Here is a 21,499-nt window from a genome sequence, read left to right as displayed (position 1 = left end):
CCGGAAAACGCTTTGCCTCACTGGGATTTGGCAAAAAAATATGACTTAATAGATTTTGAGTTAGGCGTAAAGCTTACCGGTGCCGGATTTCCGGTTTATAAAGGAAAAGGCGCCCGTTTACAACGCGCACTGATCAGTTTTTTTCTAGATGAGGCGCAAAAGTCAGGATATCAGGAAGTGATTCCTCCTCTGATGGTGAACGAAGATTCAGGATTCGGTACAGGGCAACTTCCGGATAAGGAAGGACAGATGTACCATGTTACCATGGATAATTTTTACCTGATTCCTACTGCAGAGGTCCCTGTTACCAACATATACCGTGATGTGATCATGGATGTTGCGGATTTTCCGGTAAAAATGACCGCTTATACCCCTTGTTTCCGTCGTGAAGCAGGTTCATATGGTAAAGATGTACGTGGATTGAATCGTTTGCATCAGTTTGATAAAGTCGAGATCGTTCGTCTGGAACATCCTGACCGCTCTTATGAAGCGCTTGATGAGATGGTACAACATGTTGAATCATTGGTTCAAAAGCTTGGTTTGCCTTATCGAATCTTACGATTATGCGGAGGAGATATGAGCTTTACTTCATCTTTGACCTATGATTTTGAAGTTTATTCCGCCGCTCAGAAAATGTGGCTGGAAGTCAGTTCTGTTTCTAATTTCGAGTCATTTCAGGCCAATCGTTTAAAACTTCGTTACCGGGATGAGAATAATAAAAAACCTCAACTGGCACATACCCTCAACGGCAGTGCTTTAGCTTTACCCCGTATAGTTGCTGCTTTGCTTGAAAACGGTCAAACTCCGGAAGGCATTCTTCTTCCCGAGCCGTTACATACTTATACAGGATTTTCACATATTGACTAATATTAAACATGTAGTGCATTTGCACTACATGTTTAATATATGCTGCTCTCATTTGCACTATTTGGGATATTTTAACATTTTTTCACAATTCAGGCATAATTTTTGTTTCTGGCTTAATAGGGAATCAACAAAAATTAGAAAGATTCATTAAGTTCTTATCAGGCGCCGATGTTATTTACTTGACTGTTGAAGATAAACAGTCATGGATATGTGATTTTTTGTGATTGTGTGAGCAATCAAAAACCGTTCATTTTTTTGTTATGGAAACCAAGAAAACTAATCGAGCGAACCTAGAGAAAAAACGCAGCTTGTTTTTTCAGATAGGATTATTGACGGCCTTAGGATTTATCTTTGTGGCATTTGAGTGGCAGGCAGCTCCCCGTATTTCTGATATTACGTGGGATATTGCTTCAAGAATCGATATTGATGATATCGACATGATCAGGACGAAAACACCGGAAGTACCACCTCCAGCACCGGCTCTTCCCAGTCATAACCTGGCTATCGTCGATAACACAGTTGAGTTGGATAATAGTACTTTAATCATTGACGTCGAACCGGTAGGAAATATTTTACCAGAAGATCTTTTTACAAGCAGCAAGCTCGATGAAGAACCTGAGCCTGATTTTTTTATTATTGTAGAAGATCCCCCACTATTCAACGGTAAACCGGCTGAAATCGGTTTCCGGGAATACATCAAAGACCATTTGGACTATCCGGCCGTTGCCATTGAAAATGGTATTTTTGGAACAGTATTTGTAGAATTTATAGTAGACGCAAAGGGGAATGTTACGGATGCCAAAGTGATGCGTGGGGCGGATCCGGTATTAGATAAAGAAGCATTACGTTTGATTATGGCTTCGCCTCAATGGACTCCCGGAAAACAACGGGAAAAGCCGGTGAAGGTAAAATATACATTTCCGATAGTTTTTAGATTGCGGTAAGTTGGTCTTTGACAGTAGATTAGTGTACGTGAGCGTATAAAAAGTTTAATGAAAAATAATATTTTTTGTATTTGAGTATAAAAATATATATTTTTACACACCTAAAAAGTTAATCGTTATGGAACTGAAGAAAAGTGATAAAGCGAATTTAGAAAAGAAACGCACCATGTTTATCGAGATAGGTATGTTGGTTGCGTTGGGCTTCGTGCTCCTTGCCTTTGAATGGCAAACATCTCCCAGGGTGATATCTGACGACTTCAAGCCGGTGCAAGCCGCTATTGAAGAGGAGATTATTCCTATAACCCGTCAGGATCAACCGCCACCACCGGCTCCGGAACCACCTAAAGTGGCGGATATTTTGTCTATCGTTGATGACAATGTGCAGGTAGAGAGTGATTTTCAGATTGACGTTGAAGCCGATCAGAATCTTGAAATTGACATTGTTGAATATGAAGAAGCCGAGTTGGAAGAAGAAGAAGAAGAGTTCCTGTTTGCCGTTATTGAAGACAAGCCTCTTTTTAATGGTAAACCGGCAGATGAAGGGTTTCGCGAGTATGTTTCTAAAAACACCGTTTATCCTCCTGTAGCTCAGGAAAATGGTCTTGGAGGAAGGGTGTATATCGAATTTGTTATTGATAAAGACGGAAGCGTTATTGATGCTAAAGTTGTTCGTGGTCAGGACCCCTCTTTAGATGCGGAAGCATTAAGGGTTGTAAAGTCTTCTCCTAAATGGACTCCCGGAAAACAAAGAGGTAAAGCAGTAAAAGTCAGATATACTTTCCCTGTTAATTTTAGATTACAAAATTAAACTTGTAAAATGTATATAGGAGCTCTGACATATAAGTCAGGGCTTTTTTTTTGTAAATATTATATTATTTATGTCGCAAAATATCAGTACAGCGAAGGAAATAGAAAAAGCAGTTTTGGTCGGTATCATCACTTCTGAGCAAAAAGAAGCCGAAGCAAAAGAATATCTTAAAGAATTGGCGTTCCTTACGGAGACAGCCGGTGGAATTCCTGTAAAAGAATTCATTCAACGCATGGAAACCCCAAATCCTTCCACTTTTGTCGGAACCGGGAAACTGAACGAGATACGTGAATATGTTAAGGAAAATGAAATAGATCTGGTTATTTTTGACGATGACCTGACCCCATCTCAGTTACGGAATATTGAACGGGAGTTGGAATGTAAAATACTGGATCGTACCAATCTTATCCTGGATATTTTTGCTAAACGGGCACAAACATCTTATGCCAAAACCCAGGTAGAACTGGCACAATATCAATATTTACTTCCTCGCCTGACGAGAATGTGGACCCATCTTGAACGTCAGCAGGGAGGGATTGGGGTTCGCGGACCGGGTGAAACGGAGATAGAAACCGACAGGCGTATTATTCGTGATAAAATCACCAAGTTGAAAGAACAGTTGAAGAAAATTGATAATCAGATGGTCGTTCAGCGAAGAAACCGGGGGAACATTGTTCGTGTAGCTTTGGTCGGTTATACCAATGTGGGAAAATCCACATTAATGAATCTATTGAGCAAATCGGAAGTTTTTGCTGAAAATAAACTTTTTGCTACGCTGGATACCACAGTTAGAAAAGTCGTAATTGATACATTGCCGTTTCTACTTACTGATACTGTCGGGTTTATACGAAAACTACCCCATCATCTGGTAGAGTCTTTTAAATCTACTTTGGATGAAGTTCGGGAAGCAGATATTCTGGCCCACGTTGTGGATATTTCACATCCACGGTTTGAGGAACAGATAGAAGTGGTTAACCAAACTTTGCTCGATCTTAAGGCTCAGGATAAACCGACCATTTTGGTTTTCAATAAGGTAGATAGGTATCAGTATATAGCCAAAGACGAAGATGACCTAACTCCGAAAACCAAAGAAAATATCAGTCTTGATGAATTGCAACAAACATGGATGGCCCGGAATGATCAATTGAGTGTGTTCATATCTGCCAAGCAGAAACAAAATATTGAACAACTTAAGAGCATCCTGTTTCAGGAAGTGCGGACGATACATGCTCAGCGTTATCCTTATGAACAACATCCGGCAGTGTATTTTAACCCATCTTCCGAATAATCCTGTTAATATTATCGAACCTGGATTTTTCAATGAAAATCACATTTATATGGACTGGCAAGACATCGGAATCCTGGTTACAGGAGGGAATAGCTGTATATGAAAAAAGATTAAAACATTATATATCTTTTTCAGTTGAAGTTATTATGTTAAAAAATATACCGAAACACGATGTTGAAAGGCAGAAGGTTTTGGAGGGAGAGGCCATTCTTGGCAGGATTGATCCGTCTGATGAAGTATACTTATTAGATGAGCATGGAACAGAATATTCTTCGGAAAAGTTAGCCGCTTTTCTCCAAATGAAAATGTCTTCAAGTATAAAAAATCTTGTTTTTGTAGTAGGTGGACCATACGGTTTTTCACAGAGGATATACCAAAGAGCCAACGGACAAATATCTTTTTCAAAGTTTACATTTTCACACCAGATGATCCGTCTGTTACTATGTGAACAGATATATCGAGCATTTACTATTATTAAAGGCGAATCATACCATCATTCTTAAATCATCATTATTCACTTAAAGATCAGTTTGATATGCTTTATCAATATATGATATTCGATGGCCGGACAGAACCTGTCAATTCTTATCCCCAGGAAAGATACGGCATCTTATATGAGGTTATACGTGTAACTAACGGAGTATTTCTTTTCCTGGGAGATCATCTTGAACGACTGCAATATTCTGCAAAATTGGCGAAGGTTACATTGCCTCCCGATATTAATTTCAAACAACAATTGGAAGAGCTTTTAAAAATAAATAAAGTAAAAAGCGGCAATATTAAGTTAGAATTTTCCTATCGGGAGGGAAAAATTGGGCATTATGCATTTTTCTTCATACCCCATCGTTATCCTTCTGAAGATCTTTATTCTATAGGCTTCCGTTCAACTCTTTTTTACGCCGAAAGGCAAAATCCTAATGCCAAGGTCATACAGCAAACGTTTATCCGTGAGGTGGATCGGATCATAAAAGAAAAAGGAGTATATGAGGTTATTTTGGTTCATCCTGACGGTTATATTACAGAAGGCGCCCGGTCCAACTTTTTTATGGTTGATAATGGGGTGGTATACACAGCTCCGGAAGTTGATGTTTTACCAGGTATTACCCGGAAATATGTCCTGCAAATATGCCATGAACTTTCTATTCCTCTTCTGGAAAAACGAGTAGAGGTATCTCATCTTAACAAAATGAGTGCTGCTTTTATATCCGGGACTTCACCTAAAGTGTTGCCTGTAGCCGAGATTGATGAGTTAAAGTTTGATCCTCTCGATCCGGTTGTTCGTAAAATCATGGATCGTTATGATGAAATGACCGGATTAAAAAAATAGAATAAAAAATAAACTTTTTTCTGAACATTTTTTCATTTTCCGTGTTATATATATCGGAAGTTTGCTTCCCGTTATATACGTTCTTATGTTATATTTAATATTTAAAGGTTAAGAGTCAAGGTTCGGTAAATGAATCTAGTTTCTGTGTGTGTTAATGGGAAAGGGGCATATGCCCCTTTTTTCTTTTAATTATTCAAAGACTTTTGATATGTTTTCTTAACCTTCGCGGGTATACCAAGTTTTAAATTCCGGGACCCTTGCCCTGCTTACAATTACTTTATCTGCAGTGGGTACGGATAAATTAATTGATAGTTTGCTGCCAAACCAGACGGAAATATCGTTGATAGCATGGTGTGATAGAATATATTGACGGTTTGCTCTAAAAAACAGGGAAGGATCCAACCGTTTAGAAATTTCATCTAACGAAGTATCCACAGTATAAATATGTTGGTCAAAGGTGATGATTTTCGCCATTTTGAATTCAGAATAAAAATAAGCAATCTTTTCTGCAGCAAGGGGGATCAGTTTGTCCTTATGGGGAATAAGGAAGTGAGTTTTATAGTTCTCTTTTGTTTCTTTTAGGGTGGCCAGCAGATTGTTAATCAAATCCATATTGTCCTGTTTGAATGTAAGATTCTTCAACTTTAACATAGCCCGTTCCAATCCTTTTTTATTGATTGGTTTGAGCAGATAGTCAATGCTGTTTACCTCAAATGCTTTTAAGGAATATTCATCATAAGCTGTAGTGAATATGATCGGACAATTGATGGTCGTCTGGTCGAAAATAGAAAAGGATGAACCATCGGCCAGATGAATATCTAAGAAAACCAAATCGGGGGCCGGATTCGATGAAAACCATTCCACACTGTCTTCCACGCTCTGTAAAACCGTTATTATCTCAATTTCTTTGTCTACTTCTGCGATTAAACGTTGCAGGGTTTGTGCCGCTACAAATTCATCTTCTACAATAATAGCTTTCATCTTGTATTACTTTTGGTTTTTCTTTTTCTTTGATCAGAGGGACCTCTACACTGAAAATACCATCCATGTCCTTAATGATTATCTCCTTACGGAACAGAAGTCGATACCTTTCGTTAAGATTGGCCAGTCCCACTCCACTTCCGGCTTCCACTTCCGGCTTCCGGCGTATATTGTTTCGTACAAGAATCGTATCATGACCGGAGGTCTCAATCGTCACCTCCAGCGGATATTTATTACTGACTATATTATGCTTGATAGCATTTTCTATTAATAATTGTAATCCGCAGGGTAAAATATAATAATCAAGGTAAAGGTCATCAATGTTGGTGATCAATTGTAAACTATCATTATAACGTATCTTCATCAGATATATATATGACATGGTAAAATCCAACTCTTCGCTTAATGACAATATTTCTTTATTATGCATGGTATGCCGGAATACTAAAGACAGTTGGTCTACATATTCATGAGCTTTATCATCATCATAGCCGATCAAGCCATTCAACGTATTAAGTGAGTTAAAGAGAAAATGAGGATCTACCTGGTTTTTGAGGACATCATAACGATTCTGCAGGTTTTCTGTGAGGAGCCTCTGGTTTTCCAACCGGGTCTTCTGACGTTGCTCCCACATGAATGTTAAAGCAGTCAGCAGAAAAACAATCACTAAAACGATCAGATCTTTAACAAAATTGAACGTGAGATGAGCATTAGGCGAAGCCGGATTCTCATTGAACAACCAAATCTGGCATTTCGCAAATAGAGGGCTTAAGAATAGAACCAGCAAAAAAGAGCCAATTACGGTCAAAAAAAATCGCTTTCGTGGATTCCTGTGGGCTTGCATTGCCCAGAACTGATACCTGAATAATATATAGAGCATAACCGCATTTATCAGGAACTGCAATAGGAGATTTATGCCAATAATATCAAAAATCTTAACCCCATTACCTATATCCCTCAATTTGGCGTATAGAAATCCCAGTAGCATAATAAACCCCAGAATTATACTAATAAATACAGATAAACGCCAAGCAAGTCCATGCCCATAATGGAATATTTTTTCCTTTTTTCGCATTTATTCAGGTTTTACTAATTTTCATGATAAAAAATATAGTTTATAATACATTACAAATGTACCGGATAAATCTACGCTAAAAAAAAAATAATTACCGGAAGAACATTCTGAGGTACTGAAGTGACAAATATATCAGCTAAAATAAATAACCTCAAATTTAATGATTGTTATTCGTTGTTTTTGGAAAATTTGGCACGGTATTTGTGTTGTATTTAGCAGTTCTTTAATTTAATAATTTATTACCATGAAAACTAAGGTTAATACCAGTAGCTTTTCAACGAAAGGTAATAAGAATTTCGGTCTAATCAGAAATTCTTTTTTTGTACGTAAGTACAGAACCACGTTGTAAGAAGCGAGTCGCAACTACAAGGTAGTCTGGGCGACTGTTTTTTTATAACGAAGACCGTTAACAAACATACAATGCTCATGAAGATTTTGAGCATTTTTTAAGCTTTTAAGGTTAGTTTAATTGATAATTGTTTGGTTTGTTAGATTGAGTTGGCATGTGCCGACTCTTTCTACTTTAATTTTACAACAGACTTACTATTTTTTTCCATTTTTTATTTTTTTTGTTTCACATTATTTCAATGTAAGAAATATTGATCGGCTTTTAGGAATTCCTATAAGTTGAATTGATAATTATCGTTTTTTTATTGAGGAAATAATGCTAAATTTGTTTCATGTTATTATGTTGTTGATAAAGCAGCATATGTATCTTTGTCCAATACCATGAACTAAACCAAATATTGTATTTTATGAAAATATATAATTACAGACAAAAAATGGAACCCGTTCTAAAAGAAGGGGTGAACTCGTATGAAGCCATCAGACGTTATGAAAAAACGCCTACAGAGATATATGCCAATGCGGATGATGCTGTTTTAGAAGTAGCTCAGGATATTGTTGAAATGATCCAGAAAAAAGCATTGCGGGGAGAACCATTTGTACTCGGACTGGCTACCGGGGCGACTACATCTGCACTTTACGAACAATTAGTACGGATACATAAGGAGGAAGGCATTAGTTTTAAGAATGTCCATACGTTTAATATTGATGAATACTATCCAATTAAACCGGACGCATTGCAAAGCCACTATCGGTATATGAAAGAATATTTATTTGATCATATTGATATTCCTAAGGAAAATATTAACTTTCCTGACGGATCCATAGCTCCTGAACACGTTGCTTCTTTTTGTGCCGGATATGACCGAAAGATTGCCAGTCTGGGCGGGATAGATCTGCAAATATTAGGCATTGGCCGTACCGGACATGTTGGGTTTAATGAGCCAGGTTCAATGGTAAATTCACCTACGCGTTTAATAACGCTGGATTCTATTACCCGTGTAGACGCTGCTGCTGATTTCTTTGGAGAGGAATTTGTTCCGCGGAGGGCTATTACAATGGGACTTGGTACGATTCTGGCTGCAAAGAAAATAGTTCTGTTGGCATGGGGAGAAGGGAAAGCACGTATTATTCAAAGTGCCGTAGAAGGGCCAATAACAGATAGCCTTCCGACTTCTTATCTACAGAATCACACCAATGCAAAAATTGTACTTGATTTAGCCGCTGGATCGGAATTGACACGAATGAAAACTCCTTGGTTAGTGGGTGTTTGTAACTGGAATGATCGTTTGATCCGTAAAGCAGTAGTTTGGTTATGTCAAAAAACGGAAAAGCCCATACTGAAACTTACCGATCGTGACTATAATGATAATGGTATGAGTGACCTGAATGCCGAATTCGGGCCGGCAAGTATGATTAATATTAATGTTTTTAATGATTTGCAGCATACTATTTCCGGATGGCCGGGAGGAAAACCCAATGCCGATGATAGTACCCGGCCGGAAAGAGCATTACCCTATCCGAAAAAAGTAGTTATTTTCAGTCCACACCCTGACGATGATGTGATTTCCATGGGTGGGACTTTTGCCCGTCTGGTTCAACAGAAACACGATGTCCATGTAGCATATCAGACTTCCGGTAACATTGCGGTCTTTGATGATGATGTTATCCGCTTTCTTGATTTCGGCAATCAATTCAGTAAGATTTTTGAATTAGGTGGTGCCGATACAAAAAATATTTATGAAAAGCTGGCTAAAAAATTAACTAATAAAAAGCCTGGAGAGCCAGATATTCCGGAGGTAAGGAAACTTAAAGGAGCCATTCGCCGTAGTGAAGCTAAGGCAGCTGACCGTTATCTGGGAGTCCCCGAAGATCATGTACATTATTTGGATATGCCGTTCTATGAAACAGGCACTGTGAAAAAAAGCGAATTAAGTGAGGCCGATATTAAAATTATTATTGATCTGTTACAAGAGATCAAACCTCATCAAATATATGCGGCTGGGGATCTTTCCGATCCGCATGGTACCCATCGGGTTTGTATCAATGCTATACTTATAGCATTACATGAATTGAAAGAAGAACCTTGGATGAAAGACTGCCGTTTATGGCTGTACCGGGGAGCATGGCAAGAATGGGATATTGATCAGGTGGATATGGCTGTTCCGCTCAGTCCGGAAGAAGTATTGATCAAACGTAAAGCTATTTATAAGCATTCTTCACAAAATAATGGTCCGGTATTTCCAGGTGCAGATCCACGGGAATTCTGGCAAAGAGCGGAAGAAAGGAACCATGCGACAGCAGTACTGTATGATAAATTAGGTATGGCGGAATATCAGGCTATCGAAGTTTTTGTCCGGCATGAAATAGAATAAGGAAATGTCAGATATGTGTAGATGTATGTAGCATATACATATATACTTCTGTACATATCTGATGTTTTGAATCGGCTGGAAATGAGATAGTAAATGGTTCTTGTAATACTTGTTGTTGATATCTTTTATAAAAAAGAACCATTCGATAAATATTAATTTCATATCTTGTACCATCATATCATTTGGACTCAATTTTTACGTTTGGTTCAATTTTTGAAGTATTTTTTGTGATATATGAAATTATCGTATATTATCTTATTTTGATTGTAAAGTGTTTTTTTAATGAAGTGTAGTAAAATATTGATTGCAGGATTGTTTTGGACTTGTGTTGCATTTACGCAAACGCAGAATAAGTTACCCGCAGATATTGTGCGAGCTTTGGAAACTGGCAATTCGAAAGAAATAAGTAAGCATTTTTATTCTTCGGTGGAGTTAATACTTACGCAAAGTTCAGGGGTATATGGAAAATCACAGGCTGAAAAAATACTGAAGAATTTTTTTGATACTAATGGTCCTAACTTTAAATATAAGGACAAACACGGTAATGGATCTAAAGACGACTCACAACGTAACTATATCGGGGACTTAACCAACGATAACGGAATACGTTACAGGATATCCATATACATGAAAAATAATCAAATACACCAATTGAGATTAGAAATTGGTGAGCAGGAGGGCTTATGATTGATCCAGACTATTTAAAAGCATTTATAGATAGTGCATTTAAGGAAGATATCGGAGACGGAGATCATACGTCTTTGGCTTGTATTCCTCACGAGCAAGAGGGTAAAGCTCAATTACTGGTCAAACAGTCCGGTATATTGGCAGGTGTTGAAGTAGCACAACAGATTTTTCGTCAATTCGATCCTTCTTTACAGGTAGAAATTTACATTAAAGATGGTACAATAGTAAATCCGGGTGATGTGGCTTTTGTTGTAAAAGGAACCGTTATCTCCATACTTCAGTGTGAACGCCTTGTGTTGAACCTAATGCAACATATGAGCGGAATAGCAACCCAAACACGGCAGTATGTCGAAAAAATAGCGGGTACGTCAGCAAAGTTGCTGGATACACGTAAGACTACTCCGGGTATGCGCTTATTAGATAAGGAAGCTGTCCATATAGGGGGTGGGGTTAATCATCGTGTCGGATTATTTGATATGATTCTGATAAAAGATAATCATATTGATTTTGCAGGAGGAATTGAAAATGCTATTGACCGGGTACATGAATATCTTAAAGAAAAAAAGAAGTCTTTAAAGATTGAAATCGAGGCCCGTAGCTTGGACGACATTGAACGAATTCTCAGGCATAATAGAGTGGATCGTATTATGTTGGATAACTTTAATACAGATACCACAAAAAAAGCGGTGAAAATGATCGATGGAAAATATGAGATCGAGTCTTCGGGGAACATTACATTGGACAACATTCGAGACTACGCACTCTGTGGGGTCGACTATATTTCAGTGGGCGCACTTACTCATCAGGTCAAGGGATTGGATATGAGTCTGAAAGCCATTGATTAAAAATAGGATGAAATATTGAAAAACAAAAGAGACAGCCTTCATAAAAGCTGTCTCTTTTTGCTAGGTAGCTAAATGCTTAAATGATCTTTTCCAATTCATTGATGTTTTTTGCGATGTCTTCATCTGTCAGGGTATAGTTGGTTAAGTCCCCTGCCAGATATTGGTCATAGGCAGCCATATCAACTAACCCATGTCCGGAAAGATTGAAAAGGATGTTCTTTTGAACTCCTTCTTCTTTTGCTTTAAGTGCTTCGTTGATGGCAGCTGCAATAGCATGGCAAGATTCAGGAGCAGGTACGATTCCTTCGGTACGGGCAAAAAGAATTCCCGATTTGAAAGAATCTAACTGGTTGATATCTACGGCTTCTATCAATTTGTCTTTCATCAGTTGACTGACAATGGTCCCTGCGCCGTGGTAACGCAATCCTCCGGCATGAATATGGGCGGGAGCAAAATTATGTCCTAATGTATACATGGGTAATAGTGGAGTGTAACCAGCCTCATCTCCGAAATCATATTGGAATACACCACGGGTAAGTTTCGGACAGGATGCAGGTTCAGCTGCAATGAAACGGGTTTTGGGTCCGTTGTTTTTGAAACTATGCCGCATGAAAGGGTAAGATATTCCCGAAAAGTTAGATCCGCCGCCAAAGCACCCGATAATGATATCCGGGTATTCTCCTGCCATTCCCATTTGTTTTTCAGCTTCTAATCCGATTACTGTCTGGTGTAAAGCTACATGATTCAGTACGCTACCTAATGTGTATTTACAATTGGGTGTCTGCAATGCGAGTTCTATAGCTTCTGAAATAGCCGTTCCCAGGCTTCCCTGATAGGTGGGGTTTTCGGTCAGGATTTTTCGGCCGGCTTTGGTAGACATACTAGGCGACGAGATAACTTGCGCCCCCCAGGTTTGCATCAATGAGCGACGATAAGGTTTTTGTTCGTAACTCACTTTCACCATATATACAGCCAATTCCAGGCCAAATACCTTTGCAGCAAATGACAAAGCGGTTCCCCATTGTCCGGCTCCGGTTTCTGTAGTGATATTGGTCACTCCTTGTTCTTTACAATAATAAGCCTGTGCTAAAGCTGAATTTAGCTTATGCGATCCTACCGGGCTCACGCTTTCGTTTTTGAAATAAATATGCGCGGGGGTGTCCAATGCTTTTTCCAAACCATAAGCGCGTACTAAAGGAGTAGGACGATAGATCTTATATTGTTCACGTACTTCTTCAGGGATATCAACCCAGGCATCTTTCTGATTCAGTTCTTGTTTTGACAGTTCTTCTGCAAAAATGGGAAACAGATCTTCGGGCTTTAATGCTTCTTTGGTTCCGGGATTCAGAATTGGCATCGGTTTGTTGGGCATATCCGCCATAATGTTGTACCATTGTGTGGGTATCTCCGATTCATTCAACACAAACTTTTTAGTCTTTGTCATTGTTCTTGGTTTTTATGAGATTGAATTATTTTCAAAAAATGGAAAATAAAAAAGCCTGTTGCGACGAACAACAGGCTTTATATGTTTGGAATAAACACAACAGGGCTTATTGTTCGCCGAACAATATTTGCCACCACCAAAAAATTGTATTTATTGCTACATTCATATTGCATTTTTTATTGCTGCAAATATATAAAAAAATATCATGAAACAAATTTTTTATAAACAACTATTGTCAGAAATTCAAAGTAGCATCAAGGTCAATGATATTGATATTGGGAGATCGTTTTACAGTATAGCAAGATAAACCGAATAAAGAAAAGTGGTTTTTAAGTTTTAACATCCCAATTCGTCTATGAACAAAATTGGTACATAATATGCAAATAGTAAAAATCCAGACTGTCACATGTAACTGTGTTATCATATAAATGTTTTATAAAATTATGTAAATAAATAGATGTTATCCATTACAGGTGATAATAATGGATTTTTAGCAGACCTAAAAGTCAAATCGTATTTTTTATTTATCACATTTTTCAATCACTTATACATAAAAAACCGCTGTAAACAATTTGCTTACAGCGGATTCTTGATTTCTATATCTCTGATTGAAAGTGGTTATTTCACTTCTTCGAAGTCAACATCAGTCACTTCGTCATCATTCTTAGGGTTTCCTCCCTGTTGACCGGCATCCGGTCCGGGTTGTCCTTGTTGTTGGGCTCCTGCCTTATACATTTCCTCAGAGGCGGCCTGGAATACCGTATTCAATTCCTGCATCGATGCATCGATGCCTGGGATATCTTCAGCCTTATGTGCTTCTTTCAGTTTGGAAAGTGCAGCTTCAATAGGGCCTTTCTTGTCGGCTGGAAGCTTGTCTCCAAACTCTTTCAATTGTTTTTCTGTTTGGAATATCATACTATCCGCCTGATTCATCTTGTCGACCTTTTCCTTGGCCTGGCGATCGGTTTCAGCATTGGCTTCTGCCTCCTGCTTCATTCGTTGTATTTCCTGATCGGTTAATCCGGAAGATGCTTCGATACGGATACTCTGCTGCTTCCCGGTACCTTTGTCTTTTGCCGATACATTCAATATTCCGTTGGCATCGATATCAAACATGACCTCAACCTGTGGAACACCACGAGGGGCTGGTGGTATACCGTCCAGATGGAATCTTCCGATAGTTTTATTTCCATTTGCCATAGGGCGTTCTCCCTGCAATACATGTATTTCTACCGAAGGTTGATTGTCAGAAGCTGTTGAAAAAACTTCCGTCTTTTTGGTGGGAATAGTGGTATTGGCTTCAATTAATTTGGTCATTACTCCTCCTAATGTTTCAATACCAAGTGATAAAGGAGTAACATCCAACAAAAGAACATCCTTTACCTCTCCTGTCAAAACACCACCTTGAATTGCAGCGCCAATGGCAACCACTTCATCCGGATTTACGCCTTTGGATGGAGCCTTTCCGAAGAATTTTTCAACCAGTTCCTGAATAGCAGGAATACGGGTGGAACCTCCTACCAAAATTACTTCGTTGATATCGGAGACAGACATACCTGCATCTTTCAACGCTTTTTTACATGGCTCTAATGTAGCCTGGATCAATTTATCCGCTAATTTTTCAAATTGGGCGCGGGTTAATGTTTTTACCAGATGCTTTGGAATGCCGTCTACCGGCATGATATACGGAAGATTAATTTCAGTCTGGGTTGAGCTAGATAATTCGATCTTAGCTTTTTCTGCAGCTTCCTTCAACCGTTGCAGAGCCATCGGGTCTTTCCGTAAATCTATATTTTCATCTTTCTTAAATTCTTCTGCCAACCAATCAATGATTACCTGGTCAAAGTCATCGCCACCAAGATGTGTATCACCATTGGTCGATTTTACTTCGAATACGCCATCACCAAGTTCCAGGATTGAAATGTCAAATGTTCCACCACCAAGGTCGAAAACAGCAATTTTCATATCCTGGTGTTTTTTATCCATTCCATATGCCAGAGCTGCAGCCGTAGGTTCATTAATTATACGGCGGACGTTCAGGCCTGCAATTTCTCCGGCTTCTTTAGTCGCCTGACGTTGAGAGTCATTAAAATATGCAGGTACGGTAATTACTGCTTCCGAAACTTCTTGTCCAAGATAATCTTCAGCCGTTTTTTTCATTTTTTGAAGAATGATTGCTGAAATTTCCTGCGGAGTGTATTTCCGGTCACCGATTTGTACCCGTGGCATGTTGTTCTCATTGACAACGGTATAAGTTACATTGCCTACTTCCTTACCTACCTGTGCATACGTTTCACCCATGAATCGCTTAATGGAATACACTGTATTTTTCGGATTAGTGATGGCTTGTCGTTTTGCGGGATCGCCTACTTTCCGTTCACCATTTTCAACAAAAGCTACAATCGAAGGTGTCGTCCTGCGACCTTCATTATTGGGAATAACGATCGGCTCATTCCCTTCCATTACAGCAACGCATGAATTAGTAGTGCCTAAGTCAATACCTATTATCTTACCCATTTTCTGTATATAATTTTAAGTTAAAAATCTGATTAAATATTCATCTGATATTATTCAATGATTATGCCAACCGGATTTTTGACCTATAAATGCGACATTCTGTCAGAAAGTCACCTGCCAATGATACGGCCGTACTTGTATTTGCGCCATCGGCCATATAAGATACCTCCGCATATAATAAGGATAACAGGAAGTACGACATTGATTATTTGCCACTTTACCTGTTCCTTCGCCACTTTCTGTTTATTGAGTAAACGTAGTTGGAATTCACGATTTCGTAGTTTCATTAATCCTGCATCATCGGTTAAGTAGTCGACGGCATTTACCAGGAAATCCTTATTCCCGAATGGATGTCTGCTATAGCGATCATAGCCGAGAGGATTAGTGGATGCAACTTGTCCTTGGGGAGTATTGCGAACGTCATTGCGGGCAATGTCACCGTCAGATACAACAATCATTTTAGTCTCGACACTAGATGTGATCTGCTTTTTATCGAGATCGGGGAAAAGGCTCTTTGCATTCCTGCTGCGATACAATGATGGGAATTTTCCTTCAAGTAAAACTGCAGTAATCCTATGTGGTTTATTAAATTGCTTTTTATCAATGATTTGAGTGACTTCGTCAAGGTAAATCATGAATGGAGCAGTTTTAATACGTGAAATCTGGGAGGATTGTAATAAAACTGTCTTAGTAATATCAGAGCTACTTCCTACCGTATCAATATCATTAGCATAACGTAACCATACCGGATTCAAATATCTAGTGATTACATGATTTGCAGAAGGGGTAACTACGGGATAATACAACCATGGAGCTGGGGTAGGCTGCGAAGAACCATCTGCCAATGTCACAGGGATACCATTATTATTGACATCTTGTATCAGGTAGGGATTGACACGCACTCCATAATTAAATAATTGATCTTCCAGATTAAGTTGAGAAGCCAATGCAAATGTATATCCAATCGAGAATAAACTATCAGTATTGACATCAACTGCATCCATCAGCCACATTACTTTTCCTCCACGCATAATATATTGATCAATGATATATTTATCCTTTTCCTCAAATGCTTTCTGAGGCTTAGCAATGATTATGGCCTTATAATCATCTAATGCATCTATTTGTCCGTCAATGATTTTTCGATCCACGTCGTGTGAATTGGCACATTCAAACGCAAAATCATAAGTTTCAGCCCGGCTAAGCTCTCCATGGCCGATAATAAAGGCTATTTTCCCGATACTATCGACACTCAACAGATGAATGGCTTTAATTAATTCGTATTCAAGAGATTCAATGGATGCGTTTAATATTACATCTGGAGATAATACCCTGTTATCACTCAGTAGATTAACAGCCACCATCCGATCTTTATACGAGATAACGGTTCCGGGAAAAATAGTCTGTTGCGATAGATTACCATCCTTATTGGTTATATTCACGCTGGTTTTACGAAGCCCTATTTTTTCCAGCTCTTGATAGAAATGTTCCCTATCTTTGGTATCAACGGCATCCGAAGGATTAATGAAATGATAAGATAACCTGTCTCGTGAATAGCTTTTGAAATCATCAAGTATTTCACGGACATTATTCTTTAATCTGCGGAATTCTGCAGGCATTTCACCATCTAAATAAATATCAAGATACAAAGGAGCGTCTAATTGGCGCAATATGTGCTTTGTCTCATCAGAGAGTGTGTATCGTTTTTCTGTAGTAAGGTCGATCCTGAAAAAATACCTGGATGAAATCAGTCCTAGCAACAGTAATGCCAGTATCCCAATAACGCATCGACGAATATTTCTTTTTTTCATATTGATACTAAGAATGGTTATTTTTTTATGATTGTTTTGAGTAGCCAATCACTCAAAGGGATACTCCATTCTTTGAATTGATCTTTTTCAGGATTGGTTCCCCAACCATGTCCTCCTGATGGAATAATGTATAAAGCAGCAGGGATCTGATATTGTTTTAAAGCCGAATAAAACTCAATACTATTACGTGGTATTACTGTTTTATCATCATCGCTCAGAATAAGAAAGGTTGGAGGAGTTTCGGCCGTAACATGTTCCTCATTAGAATATAATTTGACTAATTGTGCATTATAGTTATTACCTATCAAATTATTACGGGATCCCATATGGGTAAATTCCTCTTTCATAGTAATGACCGGATAAAAAAGGATCATGAAGTCGGGGCGATTGCTTACTCGTTCAATGGGATCGGCCGCAGAAAGATTACCTGCATTAAAATGCGTTCCGGCTGTAGATGCCAGATGGCCTCCAGCAGAAAATCCGGCAATGCCGATTTTTAACGGATTGATCTCCCATTCTTCCGCGTGATACCTGACTATTTGTAATGCCCGTTGAGCATCCTTTAAAGGAATAAAATGCTTTTTATTGGGCAGACGATATTTTAAGACAATGGCTGTCACCCCTTTTTCAACAAGCCATTTTGCAAAATCATGTCCTTCATGGTAGATGGCTTCTCCTGCATAACCTCCTCCGGGACAAATTACCACAGCTGCCCCTGTATTGTTTTTCTTTTCCGGATGGGAGACAAACATTGATCCTTCACTGATATTACGTACAAAAAAGTTGTTTTCGGTAATTTCAGTTTCATTAATTCCATTACTTTCAGGAGCGCCTTTGGGCCATAATGGCATCTCAATAGGTTTTTGGGCAATGATTATATTGCTGATCATTAATATGATAGATAATGATGTGAAAAGGCGTTTCATTGTATCTTTTGAATAATTACTAAAAAGTGATTACAAAATTAATAAAAATACCGACATAAGGAGTGATAAGATAATTACAGTAGGTGCCGAATATAATTCAATCGATAATCACAATAAATTAAAGAAATCTTTTTATTTTTGATGCCTGATATATCAAATTTATAATTTAAAAAATGGAAAATTCTGAAATACAGAAAAAACAAAACCAATCTGATGAGATAGATATTTTTGAATTTTGTTCCCGGGTATGGAGTGCATTTGTATCCTTCCTTATCCAGATAGGGAATTTTTTCTTATCCATCATCATATTTATTATTCGGAAATTGGGATGGATTGTGTCATTTGCAGCATTAGGCGCTATTGCCGGGATTCTATACTATGTCCTTACACCTACTGTTTACTCTTCTGTTTTGGAGGCCCGTACCGGAGATGTGGATAACTCGGTGGTGATCGATCATATCAATAAGCTGGCTGCTACAAATGGCAAACCGAAAATTCTTGCCAATTTTATCGGGATCACCGAAGAAGATGCCCGGAAAGTGGTATCCATCAAAGCATATTATGGTATTGATTACAATAAAAGCGGGGTTATTGAAGCAGATTATGACGAAACTTATAATCCAAGGGACACCAACCAGGTACGTGTTCCTTCCTATTTATTTCTTAAAGCATCAGTACTTGATGAAGACATATTTCCAATGTTGCGTGAACATATAATGAAATATATTAAAACTAACCAATATATCAATAGATCGCATGAGCTTTCACAAGCACAGAAAAAGTCATATATTTCAGAATTGGAAGTTGAGATACAAAAAATAGATGATCTTCAGCGCTTTCAATACAAGCAGAATCCATTTTCAAACTCCACAAAAGAATATTTTTTAATAAAACCGGAAGCGAAGCTTTTTCATGAGGATCTACTGGCGCTTTATAACAAAAAACAAGGTTTGGAGAGAGATTTGGAAATGTATAATGAAGATGTGATGATTATTGTTCAGGATTTTACTCCCTTATCTCAGGAGGAACAGCCGATGACTTCTCGTGCATTAAAATGGGGATTAATTGGGGCAGGACTTGGGCTTGTTTGTGCTGTTATCTGGCAATTCCGGAAAAAAATCTGGACATTAATTAAAGAAAATCCTGCAAACAATTGATCTATGGGAAGAGCATTTGAATACCGGAAAGCCCGGAAAATGAAACGGTGGGGCAATATGGCCAAAACATTTACCAAACTAGGTAAAGATATTACGATTGCAGTCAAGGAGGGTGGACCTGATTCTGACAATAACCCCCGTTTACGGGTATTGATCCAGATGAGTCGTGAGGCTAATATGCCTAAAGAGAATGTAGAGAGGGCTATCAAAAAGGCAACTTCGAAGGATCAGGCAGATTATAAAGAAATTGTCTATGAAGGATATGGTCCTTTCGGGATTGCCATTATGGTGGAAACAGCAACTGATAACCCTACCCGTACAGTAGCCAATGTACGTAGTTATTTTAATAAGTTTAACGGTTCACTAGGGACATCCGGATCTGTTGATTTCATGTTTGAACGCAAATGTGTATTCAAGGTAAAGGAAAAAGAAGGGATTGATCTGGAAGAATTTGAACTTGATTTGATTGATTTTGGTGTTGATGAGATTTTTGTGGATGATGGGGAGATTATTATTTATGCCGAATTTTCCTCTTATGGAGCATTGCAGAAATATCTTGAAGACAATGGATTTGATGTGTTGAGTTGTGAATTCGAACGCATCCCTCTTGATACAAAAGAATTGACCGATGAACAAACTGAAGAAATAGAAAAACTCCTTATCCGATTTGAAGAAGATGAAGATGTTCAGAATGTTTTTCATAATATAAAGAACTAAATAAAGAACTAAATTAAGACCGATCCTATGAGTAACCGTAGAGATTTTGTACAACAGATTCTTGCACTGGGAGCAGCGTCAGTAGTTGTTCCACGTTCTTTGTACGCCCTTGAAGGAAAGGTGGCACCCTCTGAAAGGATTTCTATTGGTCTGATAGGTTGTAAGGGTATGGGATGGAGTGACTTAAATTCATTTCTGGATCAACCGGAAGTTGAATGTGTTGCATTATGTGATATCGATGATCAGCCACTACACCAAAGAGCGCAGGATGTTGAAAAAAAGAGTGGAAAAAAACCAGCTAATTTATATAAGGACTGGAGAAAACTTATCGATGATAAAAACGTCGACCTGGTAGTCGTGGCAACACCGGATCACTGGCATTGCCTACAAATGGTTTCAGCATGTGAAGCCGGAAAGGACGTTTATTGTGAAAAACCTATCGGGAATAGTATTGAAGAATGCAATCTGATGGTAAAGGCGGCACAAAAATATGATCGTGTTGTTCAGGTTGGACAATGGCAACGTAGTGACCCGCATTGGCAGGATGCGGTTAATTATGTTCAATCCGGGAAATTGGGGAAAATACGAACGGTAAGGGTATTTTCATATCAGGGTTGGTGTCCGTCAATTCCGGTAAAACCGGATGAACCGGTTCCTCAGGGAGTGGATTATGATATGTGGTTAGGGCCAGCACCAAAACGTCCATTCAACAGAAACCGGTTTCATTTTACATTTCGTTGGTTTTGGGACTATGCCGGCGGCCTAATGACCGATTGGGGAGTTCATTTACTGGACTATGCCCTTTACGCTATGAATGTGCATACACCCAACAATATTATGGCTTCCGGAGGTAAATTTGGCTACCCTGATGATGCCTGTGAGACCCCCGATTTGTTACAGACCATCTATACATTTGATGATTTTACTGTTTTTTGGGATCATGCCATTGGAATTGATGACGGTTATTATGGCCGTAATCATGGATTGGGTTTCGTTGGGGAAAATGGTACATTAGTGCTTAACCGTGATGGATGGGAAGTAATTCCTGAAAAAGTAAATGGCAAACAACGGATGGAGGCTATTCCTTTTACCAGACGATATGGGGCAGGAGGTTTAAATTTACATGTGAAAAATCATTTAGAGTGCATTAAGGCACGGAACAGGAATACAAATGCCAGTATAGAGATAGGCGCACATATTGCGAAATTTTCTCAATTAGGGAATATTGCATACCGTACGGGGAAAAAACTGGTATGGAACGGAACAAAATTTACCAACGATAGAGGGGCCAATGCTTATCTGGTTCCCCAATATCGTTCTCCTTGGAAATTACCGAAAGTATAATAATATTCTTTAAAAACCTTTTGTGGAGTAAGATCCGTGTG

At 38.6% G+C, this 21,499-nt stretch carries 18 protein-coding genes; 12 read left to right on the top strand and 6 right to left on the bottom strand.

From position 1 onward, the window contains the following. From serS to LBQ60_02965, 6 genes are all read left to right on the top strand, one after another. Positions 1-867 (top strand): serine--tRNA ligase (serS, locus tag LBQ60_02990; protein MDR2036869.1); only part of this gene is annotated, 867 nt, incomplete at its 5' end. 260 nt (positions 868-1,127) lie between these two features. Beyond that, positions 1,128-1,811: an energy transducer TonB gene (locus LBQ60_02985; GenBank protein MDR2036868.1), complete on the top strand. Its 684-nt coding sequence runs from the start codon at positions 1,128-1,130 to the stop codon at positions 1,809-1,811. A gap of 118 nt (positions 1,812-1,929) precedes the next feature. Beyond that, positions 1,930-2,619, top strand: a complete 690-nt coding sequence (locus LBQ60_02980; protein ID MDR2036867.1) for an energy transducer TonB — start codon at positions 1,930-1,932, stop codon at positions 2,617-2,619. A 70-nt stretch (positions 2,620-2,689) separates the two neighbouring features. Next, complete coding sequence (gene hflX / locus LBQ60_02975; protein ID MDR2036866.1) at positions 2,690-3,907, top strand: GTPase HflX; 1,218 nt, start codon at positions 2,690-2,692, stop codon at positions 3,905-3,907. Between the two features lie 32 nt (positions 3,908-3,939). Next, positions 3,940-4,410 carry a 23S rRNA (pseudouridine(1915)-N(3))-methyltransferase RlmH gene (locus LBQ60_02970; GenBank protein ID MDR2036865.1) on the top strand — a complete coding sequence of 157 codons (471 nt, stop codon included), beginning with the start codon at positions 3,940-3,942 and terminating at the stop codon, positions 4,408-4,410. A 32-nt stretch (positions 4,411-4,442) separates the two neighbouring features. Then, positions 4,443-5,234 (top strand): aminotransferase class IV, encoded by a 792-nt coding sequence (locus LBQ60_02965; GenBank protein MDR2036864.1) that lies wholly within the window; start codon positions 4,443-4,445, stop codon positions 5,232-5,234. A 216-nt stretch (positions 5,235-5,450) separates the two neighbouring features. On the opposite strand, the gene LBQ60_02960 is transcribed toward LBQ60_02965, so the two are convergent. Together LBQ60_02960 and LBQ60_02955 are read right to left on the bottom strand one after the other, a co-directional pair. Beyond that, positions 5,451-6,215 carry a LytTR family DNA-binding domain-containing protein gene (locus LBQ60_02960; GenBank protein MDR2036863.1) on the bottom strand — a complete coding sequence of 255 codons (765 nt, stop codon included), beginning with the start codon at positions 6,213-6,215 and terminating at the stop codon, positions 5,451-5,453. Continuing rightward, positions 6,190-7,002 (bottom strand): histidine kinase, encoded by an 813-nt coding sequence (locus LBQ60_02955; protein ID MDR2036862.1) that lies wholly within the window; start codon positions 7,000-7,002, stop codon positions 6,190-6,192. Before LBQ60_02955 ends, LBQ60_02960 begins: the two co-directional genes overlap by 26 nt. Before the next feature lie 1,070 nt (positions 7,003-8,072). On the opposite strand from LBQ60_02955, the gene nagB reads away from it, so the two are divergent. The 3 genes from nagB (at position 8,073) to nadC (ending at position 11,542) form a co-directional block, all read left to right on the top strand. Continuing rightward, positions 8,073-10,010, top strand: a complete 1,938-nt coding sequence (gene nagB, locus LBQ60_02950) for a glucosamine-6-phosphate deaminase (GenBank protein MDR2036861.1) — start codon at positions 8,073-8,075, stop codon at positions 10,008-10,010. Between the two features lie 282 nt (positions 10,011-10,292). After that, on the top strand, positions 10,293-10,697 hold the full coding sequence (locus LBQ60_02945) for a DUF4783 domain-containing protein (protein ID MDR2036860.1): 405 nt from the start codon (positions 10,293-10,295) through the stop codon (positions 10,695-10,697). After that, positions 10,694-11,542, top strand: a complete 849-nt coding sequence (gene nadC, locus LBQ60_02940) for a carboxylating nicotinate-nucleotide diphosphorylase (GenBank protein MDR2036859.1) — start codon at positions 10,694-10,696, stop codon at positions 11,540-11,542. Before LBQ60_02945 ends, nadC begins: the two co-directional genes overlap by 4 nt. A gap of 76 nt (positions 11,543-11,618) precedes the next feature. On the opposite strand, the gene LBQ60_02935 is transcribed toward nadC, so the two are convergent. The 4 genes from LBQ60_02935 to LBQ60_02920 form a co-directional block, all read right to left on the bottom strand. Then, positions 11,619-12,986: a TrpB-like pyridoxal phosphate-dependent enzyme gene (locus LBQ60_02935; protein MDR2036858.1), complete on the bottom strand. Its 1,368-nt coding sequence runs from the start codon at positions 12,984-12,986 to the stop codon at positions 11,619-11,621. Positions 12,987-13,604: 618 nt separating this feature from the next. Further along, positions 13,605-15,503, bottom strand: a complete 1,899-nt coding sequence (gene dnaK, locus LBQ60_02930) for a molecular chaperone DnaK (protein MDR2036857.1) — start codon at positions 15,501-15,503, stop codon at positions 13,605-13,607. Between the two features lie 110 nt (positions 15,504-15,613). After that, positions 15,614-17,314, bottom strand: a complete 1,701-nt coding sequence (gene gldG / locus LBQ60_02925) for a gliding motility-associated ABC transporter substrate-binding protein GldG (GenBank protein MDR2036856.1) — start codon at positions 17,312-17,314, stop codon at positions 15,614-15,616. 17 nt (positions 17,315-17,331) lie between these two features. Next, the gene (locus LBQ60_02920) at positions 17,332-18,240 is read right to left on the bottom strand and encodes an alpha/beta hydrolase (protein ID MDR2036855.1); all 909 of its coding nucleotides are present in this window, start codon (positions 18,238-18,240) and stop codon (positions 17,332-17,334) included. Positions 18,241-18,413: 173 nt separating this feature from the next. Between LBQ60_02920 and LBQ60_02915 the strand changes: the two genes are divergently transcribed. Genes LBQ60_02915 through LBQ60_02905 form a run of 3 tightly spaced genes read left to right on the top strand, consistent with a single transcriptional unit; the run spans position 18,414 to position 21,458 of the window. Beyond that, positions 18,414-19,397 (top strand): hypothetical protein, encoded by a 984-nt coding sequence (locus LBQ60_02915; protein MDR2036854.1) that lies wholly within the window; start codon positions 18,414-18,416, stop codon positions 19,395-19,397. 3 nt (positions 19,398-19,400) lie between these two features. Next, positions 19,401-20,114: a YebC/PmpR family DNA-binding transcriptional regulator gene (locus LBQ60_02910; protein MDR2036853.1), complete on the top strand. Its 714-nt coding sequence runs from the start codon at positions 19,401-19,403 to the stop codon at positions 20,112-20,114. A gap of 27 nt (positions 20,115-20,141) precedes the next feature. Continuing rightward, complete coding sequence (locus tag LBQ60_02905; protein MDR2036852.1) at positions 20,142-21,458, top strand: Gfo/Idh/MocA family oxidoreductase; 1,317 nt, start codon at positions 20,142-20,144, stop codon at positions 21,456-21,458. Positions 21,459-21,499 lie beyond the last annotated feature (41 nt).

The sequence above is a fragment of the Bacteroidales bacterium genome, from assembly GCA_031275285.1.
Classification (GTDB): Bacteria; Bacteroidota; Bacteroidia; order Bacteroidales; family UBA4181; genus JAIRLS01.
Note: the sequence above shows the minus strand (reverse complement) of the source record. Positions and strands in the feature narration are given on the sequence as shown.